Origin of the sequence: Streptomyces niger, from assembly GCF_000718305.1 — a bacterium.
In the GTDB taxonomy this organism is placed as follows: Bacteria; Actinomycetota; Actinomycetes; order Streptomycetales; family Streptomycetaceae; genus Streptomyces; species Streptomyces niger.
Window position 1 is genome coordinate 157,432 of the sequence record NZ_JOFQ01000014.1, and the last position, 17,069, is coordinate 174,500.

At 69.9% G+C, this 17,069-nt stretch carries 13 protein-coding genes and 1 riboswitch; of the genes, 5 read left to right on the forward strand and 8 right to left on the reverse strand.

Features of this window, described 5'->3' with window-relative positions; genetic code table 11:
- Positions 1 to 155 precede the first annotated feature (155 nt).
- The 8 genes from IF20_RS26020 to IF20_RS26055 form a co-directional block, all read right to left on the reverse strand.
- Complete coding sequence (locus IF20_RS26020; RefSeq protein WP_052867764.1) at positions 156 to 1,205, reverse strand: ribonucleotide-diphosphate reductase subunit beta; 1,050 nt, start codon at positions 1,203 to 1,205, stop codon at positions 156 to 158.
- Positions 1,202 to 3,631, reverse strand: a complete 2,430-nt coding sequence (locus IF20_RS26025) for a ribonucleoside-diphosphate reductase subunit alpha (RefSeq protein WP_052867765.1) — start codon at positions 3,629 to 3,631, stop codon at positions 1,202 to 1,204. Before IF20_RS26025 ends, IF20_RS26020 begins: the two co-directional genes overlap by 4 nt.
- A 155-nt stretch (positions 3,632 to 3,786) precedes the next feature.
- Positions 3,787 to 3,919: riboswitch (cobalamin riboswitch) on the reverse strand.
- A 151-nt stretch (positions 3,920 to 4,070) separates the two neighbouring features.
- Entirely contained in the window at positions 4,071 to 4,595 is a 525-nt protein-coding gene (locus tag IF20_RS26030) for a GNAT family N-acetyltransferase (RefSeq protein ID WP_052867833.1), read from the reverse strand.
- Between the two features lie 92 nt (positions 4,596 to 4,687).
- Positions 4,688 to 6,358: a monocarboxylate uptake permease MctP gene (mctP, locus tag IF20_RS26035; protein ID WP_052867766.1), complete on the reverse strand. Its 1,671-nt coding sequence runs from the start codon at positions 6,356 to 6,358 to the stop codon at positions 4,688 to 4,690.
- Positions 6,359 to 6,369: 11 nt separating this feature from the next.
- Positions 6,370 to 6,639, reverse strand: a complete 270-nt coding sequence (locus IF20_RS26040) for a DUF3311 domain-containing protein (RefSeq protein ID WP_052867767.1) — start codon at positions 6,637 to 6,639, stop codon at positions 6,370 to 6,372.
- A 138-nt stretch (positions 6,640 to 6,777) separates the two neighbouring features.
- Complete coding sequence (locus IF20_RS26045; protein ID WP_052867768.1) at positions 6,778 to 6,975, reverse strand: YbdD/YjiX family protein; 198 nt, start codon at positions 6,973 to 6,975, stop codon at positions 6,778 to 6,780.
- A gap of 205 nt (positions 6,976 to 7,180) precedes the next feature.
- Positions 7,181 to 9,364 (reverse strand): carbon starvation CstA family protein, encoded by a 2,184-nt coding sequence (locus tag IF20_RS26050; protein WP_052867772.1) that lies wholly within the window; start codon positions 9,362 to 9,364, stop codon positions 7,181 to 7,183.
- Positions 9,365 to 9,650: 286 nt separating this feature from the next.
- Positions 9,651 to 10,412: a GntR family transcriptional regulator gene (locus IF20_RS26055; RefSeq protein ID WP_052867773.1), complete on the reverse strand. Its 762-nt coding sequence runs from the start codon at positions 10,410 to 10,412 to the stop codon at positions 9,651 to 9,653.
- Between the two features lie 242 nt (positions 10,413 to 10,654).
- Here IF20_RS26055 and IF20_RS26060 point away from each other — a divergent pair, with 242 nt between their 5' ends.
- The 5 genes from IF20_RS26060 (at position 10,655) to IF20_RS26080 (ending at position 16,732) form a co-directional block, all read left to right on the forward strand.
- Complete coding sequence (locus tag IF20_RS26060) at positions 10,655 to 11,908, forward strand: extracellular solute-binding protein (RefSeq protein WP_052867775.1); 1,254 nt, start codon at positions 10,655 to 10,657, stop codon at positions 11,906 to 11,908.
- A 76-nt stretch (positions 11,909 to 11,984) separates the two neighbouring features.
- Positions 11,985 to 12,971 carry a carbohydrate ABC transporter permease gene (locus IF20_RS26065; RefSeq protein ID WP_052867777.1) on the forward strand — a complete coding sequence of 329 codons (987 nt, stop codon included), beginning with the start codon at positions 11,985 to 11,987 and terminating at the stop codon, positions 12,969 to 12,971.
- Complete coding sequence (locus IF20_RS26070; protein WP_052867778.1) at positions 12,968 to 13,798, forward strand: carbohydrate ABC transporter permease; 831 nt, start codon at positions 12,968 to 12,970, stop codon at positions 13,796 to 13,798. Before IF20_RS26065 ends, IF20_RS26070 begins: the two co-directional genes overlap by 4 nt.
- Before the next feature lie 217 nt (positions 13,799 to 14,015).
- On the forward strand, positions 14,016 to 15,611 hold the full coding sequence (locus IF20_RS26075; RefSeq protein ID WP_052867779.1) for a glycoside hydrolase family 3 protein: 1,596 nt from the start codon (positions 14,016 to 14,018) through the stop codon (positions 15,609 to 15,611).
- 50 nt (positions 15,612 to 15,661) lie between these two features.
- On the forward strand, positions 15,662 to 16,732 hold the full coding sequence (locus IF20_RS26080; protein ID WP_052867780.1) for an SIS domain-containing protein: 1,071 nt from the start codon (positions 15,662 to 15,664) through the stop codon (positions 16,730 to 16,732).
- Positions 16,733 to 17,069: the final 337 nt, after the last annotated feature.

Below are 17,069 nucleotides of genomic sequence, written 5' to 3' on the forward strand. Positions count from 1 at the left end.
CGGGCTGTCATCGACTCATCAAACGCGGCTCATCGACTCATCACATCCGGTCCCGATTCGCCGGACATGAAGAGCCGGTCCGGAACTCGGCGCCGTCGGAATCCGTCGACTCGGAATCCGTCGACTCGGAATCCGACGACGTGATATCCGTCGACTCAGAACTCGTCGTCGAAGGAGACCGAGCCCTCCACCGCGACCTGGTACGCGGACGCACGTCGCTCGAAGAAGTTGGTCAGCTCCTGGACGTTCTGCAGCTCCATGAAGGAGAAGGGGTTCTCCGAGCCGTACACCGGAGCGAAGCCGAGCCGCTGGAGCCGCTGGTCCGCGACGCACTGCAGGTACTCGCGCATCGACTCGGTGTTCATGCCGGGCAGGCCCTCGCCGCACAGGTCGCGGGCGAACTGCAACTCCGCCTCCACGGCCTCCTTCAGCATGTCGGTGACCTGCTGCTCCAGCTCTGCATCGAAGAGGTCGGGCTCTTCTTCGCGGACGGTGTCGACGACTGCGAACGCGGCGTCCATGTGGCCCGTCTCGTCGCGGAACACCCAGTTGGTGCCGGTGGCCAGGCCGTGCAGCAGACCGCGCGAGCGGAACCAGTACACGTACGCGAACGCGCCGTAGAAGAACAGGCCCTCGATACACGCCGCGAAGCAGATCAGGTTCAGCAGGAAGCGGCGCCGGTCGGCCTTGGACTCCAGCCGGTCGATCTGCTCGACGGAGTCCATCCACTTGAAGCAGAACTCCGCCTTCTCCCGGATGGAGGGGATGTTCTCGACGGCGGCGAACGCGGCGGCGCGGTCGTCCGGGTCGGGCAGGTAGGTGTCCAGCAGCGTCAGATAGAACTGGACGTGCACGGCCTCCTCGAAGAGCTGGCGGCTCAGGTACAGCCGCGCCTCCGGGGAGTTGATGTGCTTGTAGAGCGTCAGCACGAGGTTGTTCGCCACGATCGAGTCGCCGGTCGCGAAGAAGGCGACCAGCCGGCCGATCATGTGCTGCTCGCCCGGCGAGAGCTTGGCGAGGTCGGCCACGTCCGAGTGGAGGTCGACCTCCTCCACGGTCCAGGTGTTCTTGATCGCGTCGCGGTAGCGGTCGTAGAACTCCGGGTACCGCATGGGCCGCAGGGTCAGCTCGAAGCCGGGGTCGAGGAGGTTCTTGACGGCTCCCGCAGCGGTGCTGACGGTGGTCTTTTCGGCGGCGGTGGTCACTGGCAGGCCTCGCAGGATTCGGGGTTTTCCAGGGAGCAGGCGACCGCCTCGGGGTCGGCCGTCTGCTGGGGGACGGGGGTGTTGGCGGCGCCCGTGGCACGCGCGGACTGCGCGATCCGGGTCGCCGGGCGCGACCGCAGGTAGTACGTGGTCTTGATGCCGCGCTTCCAGGCGTAGGCGTACATCGAGCTGAGCTTGCCGATGGTCGGCGCGGCCATGAAGAGGTTCAGGGACTGGCTCTGGTCCAGGTACGGCGTGCGGTCGGCGGCCATGTCGATCAGCGCGCGCTGCGGGACCTCCCAGGCGGTCCGGTACAGCGCCCGGATCTCCTCGGGGATCCACGGCACGTCCTGCACCGAGCCGTTGCCCTCGCGCAGCGCCTCACGGGTGCGCGCGTCCCAGCTGCCCGCCTTCTTCAGGTCCTCCACCAGGTACGCGTTGACCTGCAGGAACTCCCCGCTCAGCGTCTCCCGCTTGAAGAGGTTGGAGACCTGCGGCTCGATGCATTCGTACACGCCCGCGATGGAGGCGATGGTCGCGGTGGGGGCGATCGCCAGGAGGAGTGAGTTTCGCATCCCGGTCGCCGCGATACGGGTGCGCAGCGCGGCCCAGCGGTCGGTCCAGCGCGGCTCGGCGTTCGGGTAGTGGTCCGGGTGCAGCACCCCGCGGGCGGTCCGGGTCGCGGACCAGTTCGGGTGCGGTCCGTGCCGCTCGGCGAGGTCGGCGGACGCCTCGTACGCGGCCAGCATGATCCGCTCGGAGATCCGGGTGGACAGCTCGCGCGCCTCGGGGGAGTCGAACGGCAGGCGGAGGCGGAAGAAGACGTCCTGGAGGCCCATCAGGCCCAGACCCACCGGGCGCCAGCGCGAGTTGGACGCGCCGGCCTGCTCGGTCGGGTAGAAGTTGATGTCCACGACGCGGTCGAGGAAGGTCACGGCCGTACGGACGGTGGCGTCCAGCTTGTCCCAGTCCATCGCCTCCTCCCAGCCGGCGGCCTCATCGCCGAGGTGCGCGGCGAGGTTGACGGAGCCGAGGTTACAGACGGCGGTCTCGCTGTCGTCCGTGACCTCCAGGATCTCCGTGCAAAGGTTGGAGGAGTGGACGACGCGGCCGGGCTCGGCGGTCTGGTTCGCGGTGCGGTTGGCGGCGTCCTTGAAGGTCATCCAGCCGTTGCCGGTCTGCGCGAGCGTGCGCATCATCCGCGCGTACAGCGTGCGCGCCGACACCGCCTTGACGGCCTTCCCCTCGGCCTCCGCCTTCCGGTACGCGGCGTCGAACTCTTCGCCGTACAGGTCCACCAGCTCCGGCGCGTCCGCCGGCGAGAACAGCGACCAGTCCCCGTCCGCCTCCACCCGGCGCATGAACTCGTCCGGGATCCAGTGCGCGATGTTCAGGTTGTGCGTACGCCGCGCCTCCTCACCCGTGTTGTCGCGCAGCTCCAGGAACTCTTCGATGTCCGCGTGCCAGGTCTCCAGGTACACGCAGGCCGCGCCCTTGCGACGGCCGCCCTGGTTCACCGCGGCGACCGAGGCGTCCAGCGTGCGCAGGAACGGCACGATGCCGTTGGAGTGCCCGTTGGTGCCGCGGATCAGCGAACCGCGGGCGCGCACCCGGGAGTACGACAGGCCGATGCCGCCCGCGTGCTTCGAGAGGCGCGCGACCTGGTGGTACCGGTCGTAGATCGAGTCCAGCTCGTCCAGCGGCGAGTCCAGCAGATAGCAGGAGGACATCTGCGGGTGCCGGGTGCCGGAGTTGAAGAGTGTGGGGGAGGACGGCAGGTAGGAGAGCGTGCTGGTCAGCCCGTACAGCTCCGCGACGTCCGCGAGCGCCCGCTCGGAGTGGTCCTCGGCCAGGCCGCACGCCACCCGCAGCAGGAAGTGCTGCGGGGTCTCGATGACCTTGCGGGTGAGTGGGTGGCGCAGCAGGTAGCGCGAGTACACCGTGCGCAGCCCGAAGTAGCCGAAACGGTCGTCGGCGCCGCCGGCGCGGGCCTCGTCCACCAGGGCGTCCAGCCGGGCGGCGTGGGTGCGGACGAACTCCGCGGTGCCGTCCGCGATCAGGCCCTCACGGTGGCCCGTGGCGACCGAAGCGGCGAAGCCCGTCGCGCCCTGGCTCGCGGCCTCCTCGGCGATCGCGGCCGTCAGCAGCCGCGCGGCCAGCTTGGAGTACTGCGGTTCGTCGCCGATCAGCCCCGCCGCGGCCTCCATCGCCAGCTCGCGCAGCTCCGCCTCGTCCGAACGGGCGTTGCGGCCGCGGAGCGCGGCCGCCGCGACCTTGCCCGGGTCGGTGGCCGGCAGATCCGCGGTGAGGTCGGTCAGCGTGCGCAGCAGGGCCGTACCGGGACCGTCGTGAGTCTGCGCGACTGCGGGCCGCGCCTCCTGTGCCGACTGCGCCTGTTGTGCTGACTCGGCTGGCGCGATGGTCACCTTGTGCTCTCCCTCACTCGGCCGGTGCCAGGGGAGGAGCGACGGAGGCGTACGGGCAGCCGCGCCGGACTATCTTCCGGGCACGCGGACACACCACGCAGCGTCCACCGGCCCAACCCACGGAGCCCGGACGTCTCGACGCCCGCACCGGGACGGCTGCGGGCGTACCGTCGGCAGGTCATCGGACTCGCGAGCGGGCGGAAAATGCCTACTCAGCACACCGTTGCGGGACAGTTCCGGATTCGCACCGGATTCCCCTGCGGCGACAGCGAGGACGAGCATACATCTTGTGCCGCCCCTCGCGACCATCCCTATATCTAGTGTCGCCAGGCTGCGGTACGTGCTGCCCTGCGCACGGATGGTCACCTTCCCCGGAGGCCGCCGGGCCCATCGGCCCCACCGTCCCTCACCCGTCCCCCACCGCCCCCCTCACAGGGCGTCAGTTGCCGGGCGCCTCCCGGGACAACGGCTCCAGGGCGAACGTCAGCAGATCCGCCAGCCCCGGTACCGGGGACCAGTCGCGCTCCGGCGTCCGCCTGAAGCCCAGCCGCCGGTAGATCCGCTGCGCGCCGTGCATCGAAGGTTGCGAGGACAGCACGACACGTACACAGCCCTCGGTCTCCCGCGCACGGTCCAGGCACGCGCGCACCAACGCCTCGCCCACCCCGCGGCCGCGTGCCTCCTTCGCGACCGCCAGCATCCGGAACTCCGCCTCACCCGGCCGCGCGATGTCCGCCCACACCCCGCCCGCCGGCACGAACGTCACCCCGCCCAGCACCTCGCCGTCCGCCACGGCCACCAGCACCTCCGCCTCGGCGGCCCGCCGCGCCACGTCCCGCAGCACCGGCAGGTAAGCGTCGTCCTCCCCGAACGTCAGCAACCCGTCACCGAGATACGCCTGTGCGGTGATCTCACCCAGCCGCGCGTGCTCCTCCGTGCGTATCCGTCTGATCACGACATCCATGGGGTCCATGACCCTCAGTGTGCACCGGGGGTACGACAACGGGCCGCCGGTTTCCCACCGGCGGCCCGTCGGGCGGGAGGTTCAGCCGTGACTCAGTGCACGGACCCCGCCGTGGCCGGCGGCAGCTCCACCTGGACGCCCTTGTCGCCGGCGTCCGCCGTGTAGTCCTCGGGCGAGGTCTCGTCGACCCCGGCCGGCGCCTTCGCGGCCCGCAGCACGACCGTCAGCACGACCGTGACCAGGACGTTCAACACGAACGCGGTCAGGCCGATGTAGCCGATCTCGCCGATGCCGGGGATCTCCGCGTTCGAACCGCCGAAGTGCTTCTGCGTCGGACTGGCCACGCCGTACGCCGCGACCGTGCCGTACACCATGCCGACCGCCCAGCCGGCGAGCAGTGCCCAGCGGTGGAACCACCGGGTGAACAGGCCGCCCACCAGCGCCGGCATGGTCTGCAGGATCCAGATGCCGCCCAGCAGCTGGAAGTTGATCGCCACCGTCTTGTCCATCGTCAGGACGAAGACCAGCGCACCCACCTTCACCAGCAGCGACACCAACTTGGCCACCTTGTGCTCCTGCGCGGGCGTGGCGCCGGGCTTGAGGAAGTCCTTGTAGATGTTGCGGGTGAAGAGGTTCGCCGCGGCGATCGACATGATGGCCGCGGGCACCAGCGCGCCGATGCCGATCGCAGCGAACGCCACGCCCGTGAACCAGTCGGGGAACATGTTCTCGAACAGCTGCGGAATCGCCAGCTGCCCGTTCTGCACCTTGATCCCGGCCGCGATCGCCATGAAGCCCAGCAGCGCGAGCAGGCCCAGCATCAGCGAGTACAGCGGCAGGATCGTGGTGTTGCGGCGGATCACGTTGCGGCTCTGCGAGGAGAGCGTCGCCGTGATCGAGTGCGGGTACATGAACAGCGCCAGCGCCGAGCCCAGCGCCAGCGTCGCGTACGCCCACTGCGCGTTCGGGCCGCTCGCCAGCTCGCCGCGCGGCTTCCCGGTCGCCGGGTTCGTCTGCGCGAACGCATCGCCCGCCACGTGGAAGATGTGGTCGAACCCGCCCAGCTTGATCGGGATGTAGATGATCGCCACCGCGATGACGATGTAGATCAGTCCGTCCTTGACGAACGCGATCAGCGCGGGCGCGCGCAGGCCGGAGGAGTAGGTGTACGCGGCCAGCACGCCGAAGGCGATCAGCAGCGGCAGGTCCTTGATGAACCAGTTCGTGCTCTCGCCGCCGCCGACGCCCATCACGTCCAGCACCGCCTGGATGCCGACGAGCTGCAGCGCGATGTACGGCATCGTGGCGAGGATGCCGGTGAGCGCCACCGCCAGCGACAGGGCCTTGGAGCCGAAGCGGCCGCGCACGAAGTCCGAGGTGGTGACGTACCCGTGCTTGTGCGACACCGACCACAGCCGCGGCAGGAAGGTGAAGATCAACGGGTACACGAGGATCGTGTACGGCACGGCGAAGAAGCCGGCGGCGCCCGCCGCGTAGATCGCCGCGGGCACGGCGACGAAGGTGTACGCGGTGTACAGGTCGCCGCCGAGCAGGAACCACGTCACCCACGTGCCGAAGCTGCGGCCGCCCAGGCCCCACTCGTCGAGGTTGTCGGACTGCTCGGCCTTGCGCCAGCGCGCGGCCAGGAAGCCCATGACCGTCACGGCGAGGAAGAAGAAGATGAAGACGGCGAGCGCGATGCCGTTCACGCCGCCGGAGGCGTCGGCCGCGAGGACGTGCCCGGACGCCGACGGGGCCTGCATTGCCAGGGGCATCACTGGGAGCCCCCGTCCTTGCGGGCGCGCAGCGCACGCTGCTCACGCCGCACGAGCTTGTACGCGGTCATCGTCAGCGCCGTCGAGATCAGCACCCACAGCATCTGGTACCAGTAGAAGAACGGGATGCCGATCAGGGTCGGTTCGACCTTCGCGTACGAACTCACCCAGAGCATGGCCACGAACGGAATGAACAGGCACAGGCCGGCCACCACACGCGTGGGCGTGACGATCGGCCCGGACCGGGGTGTTTCGGCTGGCTCTGTCATATCCGCTGCTCCATCCCTGGCGATCACCTATGCAATGGCCAGGAATCTAAGCGCCCCGAGCGACGTCCGTCACCCACCGTCCGCATATCGGTACGGACACGGTTTGGGTGCGGGGTGGGGGTGCGGGGGTGAGTCCCGTCAGCAGCAGCGGAAGCCCGCGCCGGGGTCTCCCTCCTGGGCGTCCGTGCGGCGGCGTTCGAACTCGCGGCGCGTGGGCACCGGCGCGTCCGGGTCGTGCCGACGGAGGTGGCCGACATACCGTTCGTACGCCGACTCGCCGGTCAACTCCCGTACGTACCATCGGATGCCACGGCCCCACCGCGCCACCGCGGCCACCCACCGAGGACTCCGGGGGGCGGCCCGTCCCGCCTGTGCCGCCCCGGTGGCTCGCGCCCCGTGCGCCGTACCTCCCGACTGTGCTGCCGCCATGGCCCGCACCCTCCGCGTCGCACCTGCCGCCCGTGTCGCACTCATCGCCGCCTCACGACCTCACCTCGTCTTCCCTTGCACCCTCGTGTCCTCACCTCGTGTCCTCACCTGATCACCCCTCGCTCCGGTCGTCGCCCGTCCCCGTCCCCGTCCTCGCTGTCCTCGCTCCCGCTCCCGCTGCCGCCAGGAGTTCCGTCTTCTCCTCGCGTGTGGTGATCAGGCCGGCCGGGGCCACGAGGCGGGAGGCGACGTACGGGGCCTCGTGCAGCGGGGTCGCGTCCGGGGTGCGGAGGTGACGTATGCAGACGCGGGTCGCGTCGGCGATGACGACGACGATCAGCAGGGCGAGCACCGCCGACAGCACGCCGTCCACCGTGGAGTTGGTGACGACCGTGTGCATGTCGTCCATCGACTTCGCGGGCGGCAGCACCTTTCCCGCGTCGATCGCGTCCTGGTAGACCGCGCGCTGCGTGAAGAACCCGACCTTCGGGTCACCGGAGAACACCTTCTGCCAGCTCGCGGTCAGCGTGACCACCGCGTCCCAGGCCAGCGGCACGCCCGTGATCCAGGCCCATTTCACCCGTCCCGACTTCACCAGCAGCGTCGTACACACCGCCAGCGCGACCGCCGCCAGCAGCTGGTTGGAGATGCCGAAGATCGGAAAGAGCTGGTTGATGCCGCCCAGCGGCTCATGGACGCCCACCCACAGGAAGTACCCCCACAGGCCGACCACGGCCGCGCTGCTCAGCAGCAGCCCCGGCTTCCAGCTGATGTCGCGAAACGGTTTCCAGGCGTTGCCCAGCATGTCCTGGAGCATGAAGCGGCCGACCCGGGTGCCCGCGTCCAGTGCCGTCAGGATGAACAGCGCCTCGAACATGATCGCGAAGTGGTACCAGAACGCCTTCATCCCGGAACCGCCCACCACCTGGGAGAAGATCTCGGACACGCCGACGGCGAGCGTCGGCGCGCCGCCCGTCCGGGACAGCAGCGTCTGTTCCTCCACGGCCTTGGCCGCGGCGGTCAGCTGGTCGGGGGAGATCGCGTAGCCGAACTGGGCGACCGCGTGCGAGGCGGACTGGACCGTGTCGCCGATGACGCCGGCCGGCGCGTTCATCGCGAAGTACAGGCCGGGGTCGATGATGGAGGCCGCCACCAGCGCCATCACCGCGACGAACGACTCCATGAGCATCGAGCCGTACCCGATCATCCGGATCTGGGTCTCCTTCTGCACCATCTTCGGTGTGGTACCCGAGGAGATCAGGGCATGGAAGCCGGACAGGGCGCCGCAGGCGATGGTGATGAAGGCGAACGGGAAGAGGGAACCGGCGAAGACCGGGCCGTCGCCGCGGCTCGCGAAGTCCGTCACCGCGTCCATCTTCAGCGTCGGGAGGGTGACCACCACGCCCAGCGCCAGCAGGCCGATGGTGCCGATCTTCATGAAGGTGGAGAGGTAGTCACGGGGCGCGAGCAGGGTCCAGACGGGCAGCACCGAGGCGATGAAACCGTACGCCACCAGCCAGATCACCAGGGTTTTCGGCTGGAGGGTGAAGGTGTCGGCCCAGGAGGACTCCGCGACCCAGCGACCGCCGACGAGGGCGAGGAGCAGGAGGGCGATGCCGATGAGGGAGACCTCGGTGATCCGGCCGGGACGGAGGAAGCGCAGGTAGATCCCCATGAGGAGGGCGATGGGAATCGTCATGCCGATGGAGAAGGTGCCCCAGGGGGACGCGGCCAGCGCGTTGACGATCACCAGCGCGAGCACGCCGAGCAGGATGATCATGATGGCGAAGGCGGCGAGCAGTGCCGCGGCACCGCCGAACGGGCCGATCTCCTCGCGCGCCATCTGCCCCAGCGACTTGCCGTCCCGCCGGGTGGAGAAGAAGAGGACCACCATGTCCTGCACGGCCCCGGCGAAGACCACCCCGACGATGATCCAGATCGTGCCGGGGAGGTAGCCCATCTGCGCGGCGAGCACCGGCCCGACCAGGGGCCCGGCGCCCGCGATCGCCGCGAAGTGGTGGCCGAGCAGCACGCGGCGGTCGGTGGGGTGGAAGTCGATGCCGTTGTTCAGCCGCTCGGCCGGCGTCGCGCGGGTCTTGTCGACCCGCAGGACGCGCGTGGCGATGAAGCGGGAGTAGAAGCGGTAGCCGATGGCGTACGTGCCGAGCGCTGCGGCGACCATCCAGGCCGCCGACACCTCCTCGCCGCGGCTCAGCGCGAGGAGGGTCCAGCCGGTCGCGCCGATCAGCGCAACGGCTGTCCAGATGACGATCGTTCGGATGGATGTCGTACGCACTGGCCGTCCTCCCGTCCCGACGGTGACGGAAGGACCGTAGGACAGGGGATGTGACGTGCGCTACACCCTGTGGAAAACCCGGGTGACGGGGATGTGCGGTTCCGTTTCGTCCGGGTCCGCTCCGCTTCAGTCGCCGACGCCTCCACTTCAGTCGCCGGCTCCTCCACTTCAGTCGCCGGCTCCTCCGCTTCGTTCGCCGGCGTCTCCGCTCCGTTCGTCGATGTCCCCGCGCCCGCGGGGTGGCGGCCACCGCCTCGGGCCGTGGCCGTCGCCCCGCCCGTGCCGGTCAGCCGGTGGGCCGCTGGAGCCTGGCCACGAACTTGTACCGGTCGCCGCGGTAGACCGAGCGCACCCACTCCACCGGGCGCCCCTCGTGGTCCAGGGAGTGCCGGGAGAGCAGCAGCATCGGCAGGCCGACGTCCGTGGCCAGCAGGCCGGCCTCGCGCGGGGTGGCCAGCGAGGTCTCGATGGTCTCCTCGGCCTCCGCCGGGCGGACGTCGTAGACCTCGGCGAGCGCGGTGTAGAGGGAGGTGTACTTGACCAGGTTGCGGCGGAGCGCCGGGAAGCGCTTGGCCGAAAGGTGCGTGGTCTCGATGGCCATCGGTTCGCCGCTGGCCAGTCGCAGCCGTTCGATGCGCAGCACCCGGCCGCCGGCCGCTATGTCCAGCAGCCCGGCCAGCCGGTCGTCGGCGGTGACGTACCCGATGTCCAGCAGCTGCGAGGTGGGCTCCAGGCCCTGGGCCCGCATGTCCTCGGTGTAGGAGGTCAATTGCAGGGCCTGGGAGACCTTGGGCTTGGCGACGAAGGTGCCCTTGCCCTGGATGCGCTCCAGCCGTCCTTCGACGACCAGCTCCTGCAGGGCCTGCCGCACGGTCGTCCGCGAGGTGTCGAACTCGGCGGCGAGGGTGCGCTCGGGCGGCACCGGCGTGCCCGGCGGCAGGGTCTCGGTGATTTCCAGCAAGTGCCGCTTGAGCCGGTAGTACTTGGGCACGCGAGCGGTGCGTGCGGCTCCGCTGCCGGGCTCCGCTCCGGCCCCGTCGGTCTCCATGGCCCGCCCTTCCGACTCCACTCGTGCTGTCGTCACCGGCTCCTCCGTACGTAGCGGCTCACATGGTGGCACGGGTGGGGTGCCGATGCTCCCTCGCAGGTCCGCGCCTGCCGGATGTCGGTCCGGTAACGGAGCCGACTGCGACCCTTATACACCTCTTGACACCCCTAAAGGTCTAGGCCAAGCTTCGGGCACTGGTCTAAACCATTAAAGACCACACCCAGCCATTAGGGGAGTGTGCTGTGAAGCGTGGGCTGATCGCGGCGACAGCTGTCGCGGGAATGCTGGTAAGTGTCGCGGCCTGCGGGTCCGGCGGGTCGGCGGGGGCGGACGACAAGACGCTCACCGTCTGGGCCATGGACGGCTCCACACCGGCGGGGTGGACGAAGGACGTCAAGGCGGCCTTCGAGAAGAAGACCGGCGCGAAGCTGAAGATCGAGATCCAGAAGTGGAACGGGATCCAGCAGAAGATCACCACCGCGCTGTCCGAGGAGAACCCGCCGGACGTCATCGAGGTCGGCAACACCCAGACCGCCGGTTACGCCAAGACCCAGGGGCTCGCGGAACTGGACGACCTGAAGAAGGACATCGGCGCCGACTGGACGCCGTCCATCAACAAGTCGGCCGTCTACCAGGGCAAGCAGTACGCCGCCCCCTGGTTCGTCGCCAACCGCGTCGTCATCTACAACAAGAAGATCTGGGCCGACGCCGGCATCAAGGGCACCCCGAAGACCCGCACCGAGTTCTTCAAGGACCTGGCGCAGATCGAAAAGAAGACCGATGCCGAGCCGCTCTACCTGCCCGGCCAGAACTGGTACTTCTTCGACGGCCTCACCATCGGCACCGACGCCGACCTGGTCAAGAAGCAGGGCGGCAAGTGGGTCTCCAACCTGGCCGACCCCAAGGTCTCCAAGGCCATGGACATCTACAAGCAGTACCAGTCCTTCAGCAAGGCCCCCAAGGACAAGGACGAGGCCACCCCGCAGCAGGGCGAGGTCTTCGCGAAGGGCAAGACCGGCGCGTTCATCGGCATGGGCTGGGAATCCGCCATCGCGATCAAGGCCAACCCGAAGATCGAGAAGGACATCGGCTACTTCACCATCCCCGGTGAGACCGTCGACAAGCCCGAGGGCGTCTTCCTCGGCGGCTCCAACCTCGCCGTCGCCGCCGGCAGCCGGAAGCAGGACCTCGCCAAGGAGTTCCTGAAGATCGCGCTCTCCGACAAGTTCGAGGGACAGCTCGCCGAAGAAGGCGGCGTCATGCCCAACAAGGAGTCGCTGCAGACCGCTCTGAAGGGCAACCTCGCGGGCGAGGCGGCGGCCCCCGCCGTCGAGGGCGGCGGTACCACCCCGCTCATCCCCGAATGGGGCGCGGTGGAGAACCCGCCCAACCCGATCAGGACGTACATGACCGCCGTCCTCAACGGCAAGAGCCCCGAGGACGCCGCCCAGCAGGTCGAGGGCGAATTCAACAAGCGGCTCAGCCAGCAGCAGTAAGCACCGACACCTGCCGGGGACGTACCGCGCCCCCGGCAGGTGTACCGCCGGGGAGGGCGCGAACGAGATGGCAGCCATGTCAGTACAGAGCAGACGGACCGGGGAACCGCCCGGCACCGTCGGTGAGGAGAAGGCCGGCGGCCCGCCCCGGCCACCGCACCGGCCCCGCGCGTGGGCGGCCGGTCGTGCGCCGTACCTCCTGCTGCTCCCCGCCCTCGCCGTCACCGTGGCCCTCCTCGGTTATCCGATGGTCACCAACGGCGTGCTGTCCTTCCAGAACCTCAACATGGGGCAGCTCATCCAGCACGTCACGGAGTGGAACGGCGTCGACAACTACCGCCAGATCCTCGGCAGCGCCGAATTCTGGCGGGTCACCGGCCGCTCCCTCCTCTTCACCGCCGCCAACGTCCTGCTCATCATGGTCGTCGGCACCCTGGTCGGACTTCTTCTCGCCCGGCTCGGCCCCCGGATGCGGCTCACGCTCCTCTTCGGCCTCGTCCTCGCCTGGGCCATGCCGCCCATCGCCGCCACCACCGTCTACCAGTGGCTCTTCGCCCAGCGGTTCGGCGTCGTCAACTGGGTACTGGACCGCCTCGGCTGGCACGGTATGGCGGACTTCAACTGGACCGGCAGCCAGTTCTCCACCTTCTTCGTCATCATCGTGCTGATCGTCTGGCAGTCCGTCCCCTTCGTCGCGATCAACCTCTACGCCGCGACGACCACCATCCCCAAGGAGCTCTACGAAGCCGCCGCCCTCGACGGCGCCGGCGTGTGGAAGAGCTTCGCCTCGGTCACGCTGCCGTTCATCAGGCCGTTCCTCTACGCGACGACCTTCCTCGAAGTCATCTGGGTGTTCAAAGCCTTCACCCAGGTGTTCGCCGTCAACGAGGGCGGTCCCGACCGGCTCACCGAGATCCTCCCCGTCTACGCCTTCATCGAGGGCATGGGCGGCCAGCACTACGGCATGGGGGCGGCGATCTCCCTGCTGACCATCGTCATCCTGCTCGCGCTCACCTCGTACTACCTCCGCATCGTGCTCCGACAAGAGGAGGACGAGCGATGAAGCGCACCCTCTTCGGCCGCATCTGGCCCAACGCCACGGCCCTGTTCCTGACCGTCGGCTTCCTCTTTCCCGTCTACTGGATGTTCAGTACGGCGCTGAAGCCCACCGGCGACATCATCAGCGAGGACCCCGTGTGGTTCCCGCTCAGCCCGACCCTGGAACACTTCCGGACCGCCGTCACCGCGCCCCACTTCTGGACGTACGTCGGCAACTCCGTCACCGTGACCGTCCTCGCCGTCGGCATGTCCCTCGTCATCGCGCTGCTCGCGTCGTTCGCGATCGCCAGGATGCGCTTCAAGGGACGCCGTGGCGTCATCATCACTTTCATGATCGCCCAGATGGCGCCCTGGGAAGTCATGGTCATCGCGATCTACATGATCGTCCGGGACGGCGCCATGCTGAACAGCCTGGTACCGCTCACCTTCTTCTACATGGTGATGGTGCTGCCCTTCACGATCCTCACCCTCCGCGGCTACATCGCCGCCGTCCCCAAGGAGCTGGAGGAGTCCGCCATGGTCGACGGCTGCTCCCGCCCGCAGGCCTTCGTGAAGGTCATCCTGCCGCTGCTCGCGCCCGGACTGATGGCCACCTCGCTCTTCGGCTTCATCACCGCCTGGAACGAGTTCCCCCTCGTCCTCATCCTCAACAAGCAGACCGAAGCGCAGACCCTGCCCCTCTGGCTCTCCGGCTTCCAGACGAACTTCGGCGACGACTGGGGCGCCACCATGGCCGCCGCCTCCCTCTTCGCCCTCCCCATCCTGATCCTCTTCCTCTTCCTCCAGCGCAAGGCGGTCGGCGGACTCACCTCGGGCGCGGTCAAGGGATGAGGGCAACGACCCCGCCGCACCGTGGCACACCGACGAGGGCGGCCCTCCCGGGTACGCCGCCGTCGGCGTGGCACGGCTCGATACCGCCGACCTCCGGCCCGCGCCCGCCCGAATGCGGTCTGATGAAGGCCGCCACCGGCCTTGTACGGGCCACTCCCGGCCGTACCGCCGCCCGCCCGCCTGCTCGCCCCAGCGCAGTGAAGGGACACGCCGCCCCATGACGACGCTCGCCCGCTCCGCCGACACCCTCACCCGCGACGCGCTGGCCGTCCTCCAGCCCGGCTTCACCGGCACCGAGGCACCGGACTGGCTGCTGCGCCGCCTCGGCGAGGGCCTCACCTCGGTCGGCCTGTTCGGACGCAACGTCCACACCCCCGAACAGCTCGCCGCCCTCAACACCCGCCTGCGCGCCGAGACCGACGGCATCCTCATCGCCATCGACGAAGAAGGCGGCGACGTCACCCGCCTGGAAGTGCGCGGCGGCTCCTCCTTCCCCGGCAACCTCGCCCTCGGTGCCGTCGACGATCCAGCGCTCACCCAGGCCGTCGCCCGCGAACTCGGCCGCCGCCTCGCGGAGTGCGGCGTCAACCTCAACTGGGCCCCCAGCGCCGACGTCAACTCCAACCCCGGCAACCCCGTCATCGGCGTACGGTCCTTCGGCGCCGACCCCGGCCTCGTCGCCCGGCACACCGCCGCCTACGTCCGGGGCATGCAGTCCGCCGGCGTCGCCGCCTGCACCAAGCACTTCCCCGGGCACGGCGACACCGCCGTCGACTCCCACCACGACATGCCCCGCATCGACGCCGGCCTGGACACCCTGCACGCCCGCGAACTCGTGCCCTTCAAGGCCGCCGTCGACGCCGGCACCAAGGCCGTCATGAGCGCCCACATCCTCGTACCGGCCCTCGACGACGACCTGCCCGCCACCCTCAGCCCGGCCGCCCTGCACGGCCTGCTGCGCGCACCCGCGGCGGCCGGCGGCCTCGGCTTCGACGGCCTGATCGTCACCGACGCCGTCGAGATGCAGGCCATCGCCGCCACCTACGGCATCGAACGCGGCAGCGTGCTCGCCATCGCCGCGGGCGCCGACGCCATCTGCGTCGGCGGCGGCCTCGCCGACGAGCACACCGTCCTCCGCCTCCGCGACGCCCTCGTGCACGCCGTGCGCTCCGGCGACCTCCCCGAGGAACGCCTCGCCGACGCCGCCGCCCGGGTCCGCACCCTGTCGCAGTGGACCCGGGACACCGCGCAGTGGATCCGGACCACGGGGGAGAGCACGACAGCGCCGTACCGCACGGCCGCCGCGACGGCGTCCGGCCCGGCCGCCGACTCCGAGGTCGGACTGCGGGCCGCCCGGCGGGCACTACGGCTGACGGCGGGCAGCACCCCGTACGAGCCGCTGAACACGCCGGCGTACGTCGCGGCCTTCACCCCGGTCGCCAACATCGCCGTGGGCGACGAGACGCCCTGGGGCGTGGCCGCCGAACTCACGCGGTTGCTCCCCGGAACCGAGACCGGCTCCTTCAGCGCCGCGCAGGCCGCCGAGACCGGTACGCCCGCAATGATCTCAAATGTGCTCCGCGAGGCGGCGGATCGTAGGATCGTCGCAGTGGTACGCGACGTTCACCGGCACCCCTGGATGGCCGACGCCCTCGCCGCTCTCGTCGCCGATCGGCCCGACACCGTCGTGGTCGAGATGGGAGTCCCGCAGGCGCCGCCCACCGGAGCGCTGCACATCGCGACTCACGGGGCCGCCCGCGTTTGCGGACGGGCCGCCGCGGAGGTCATCGCCGGCAGCACTGCCGGCCGCTGACGCCCGCGGGCACACGAACCGCATAGAACTGCCACCTGGAGGCACCCAGCATGTCCGCCACGACGCCGGCCCAGCACAGTGAGCAGCCGGGCCGGATCATGTCCGGTGAGATGGCCGAACAGCCCGCCGTGCTGCGCCGCATCCTCACCGAGGGTGCTCCCAAGATCCGTGAGGTCGCCGAGCGGATCGCCGCCCGCAACCCGCGCTTCGTCCTGCTCACCGCCCGCGGTACCTCCGACAACGCGGCGCTGTACGCCAAGTACCTGCTGGAAGTGCAGCTCGGCAAGCCCTGCGGCCTCACCTCCATGTCCACCACCACCGCCTACGGTGCCCGGCCCGACCTCACCGACTGCCTGGTCATCACCGTCAGCCAGTCCGGCGGCTCGCCCGACCTGGTCGCCTCCACCAAGGCAGCCCGCGCGGCCGGCGCGATCACCCTCGCGGTGACCAACAACGCCGACTCCCCGCTCGCCGAGGTCAGCGAGTTCCACATCGACGTGCTCGCCGGCTCGGAGAAGGCGCTGCCGGCCACGAAGACGTACACCGCCGAGCTGCTGGCCCTGTACCTCTTCGTGGAGGGGCTGCGCGGCGGCGACGGGGCGGCCGCCAAGGCGCTGCCCGACCTCGCCGAGTCCGTCCTGGCCCGCCAGGACGAGGTCAAGGCGCTCGCCGCCCGCTACCGCTTCGCGGAGCGGATGGTCCTCACCTCCCGCGGTTACGGCTACCCGACCGCCAAGGAAGCCGCGCTGAAGCTGATGGAGACCAGCTACATCCCGGCGCTGTCCTACTCCGGCGCCGACCTGCTGCACGGCCCCCTGGCCATGGTCGACAACATCTCGCCGGTCATCGCGATCGTCACCGAGGGCAAGGGCGGCGAGGCCCTCCAGCCGGTGCTGGAGCGGCTCCGCGGCCGCGGCGCCGACCTGGTCGTCGTCGGCAGCCAGAGCGAGGTCGACAAGGCCGCCGCGGGCTTCGCACTGCCCACCGACGGTGTCGCCGAGGAGGTCCAGCCGATCCTGGAGATCCTGCCCCTGCAGATGCTCGCGTACGAGGTGACCATCGCCCGCGGCCAGGACCCGGACGCGCCCCGCTCCCTCGCCAAGGTCACCGAGACCCGCTGACCGGGGGAGGGGCGGACATCGTCCTCCCCGGCGGTCCGCGCCGGCTCCGTCCGGCCGGCGCCCCTCCCTCACCTGTGCGGCCCCTGCTCCTCCGGGAGCGGGGGCCGCGTCGCGTCGCGTGTCGAAAGGCCCGCCCGATCACCCGCACGGGGGAGCGGCAGAGGGCCGGGAGCAGGAAAAAGACTCCGAAAAACACCCGCGGGCCGCGGCGCCGGGACAGGACCCTCAACCTGTCCGGCACCGCAGCCCGGAGCTGACATCGGCCGGTGCACGCCGTGAGGTGTGCGGTTCCTCGCGGCGCCCGGTCCGGCCGATCGGAGGCCGCGGCGCAGTCAGG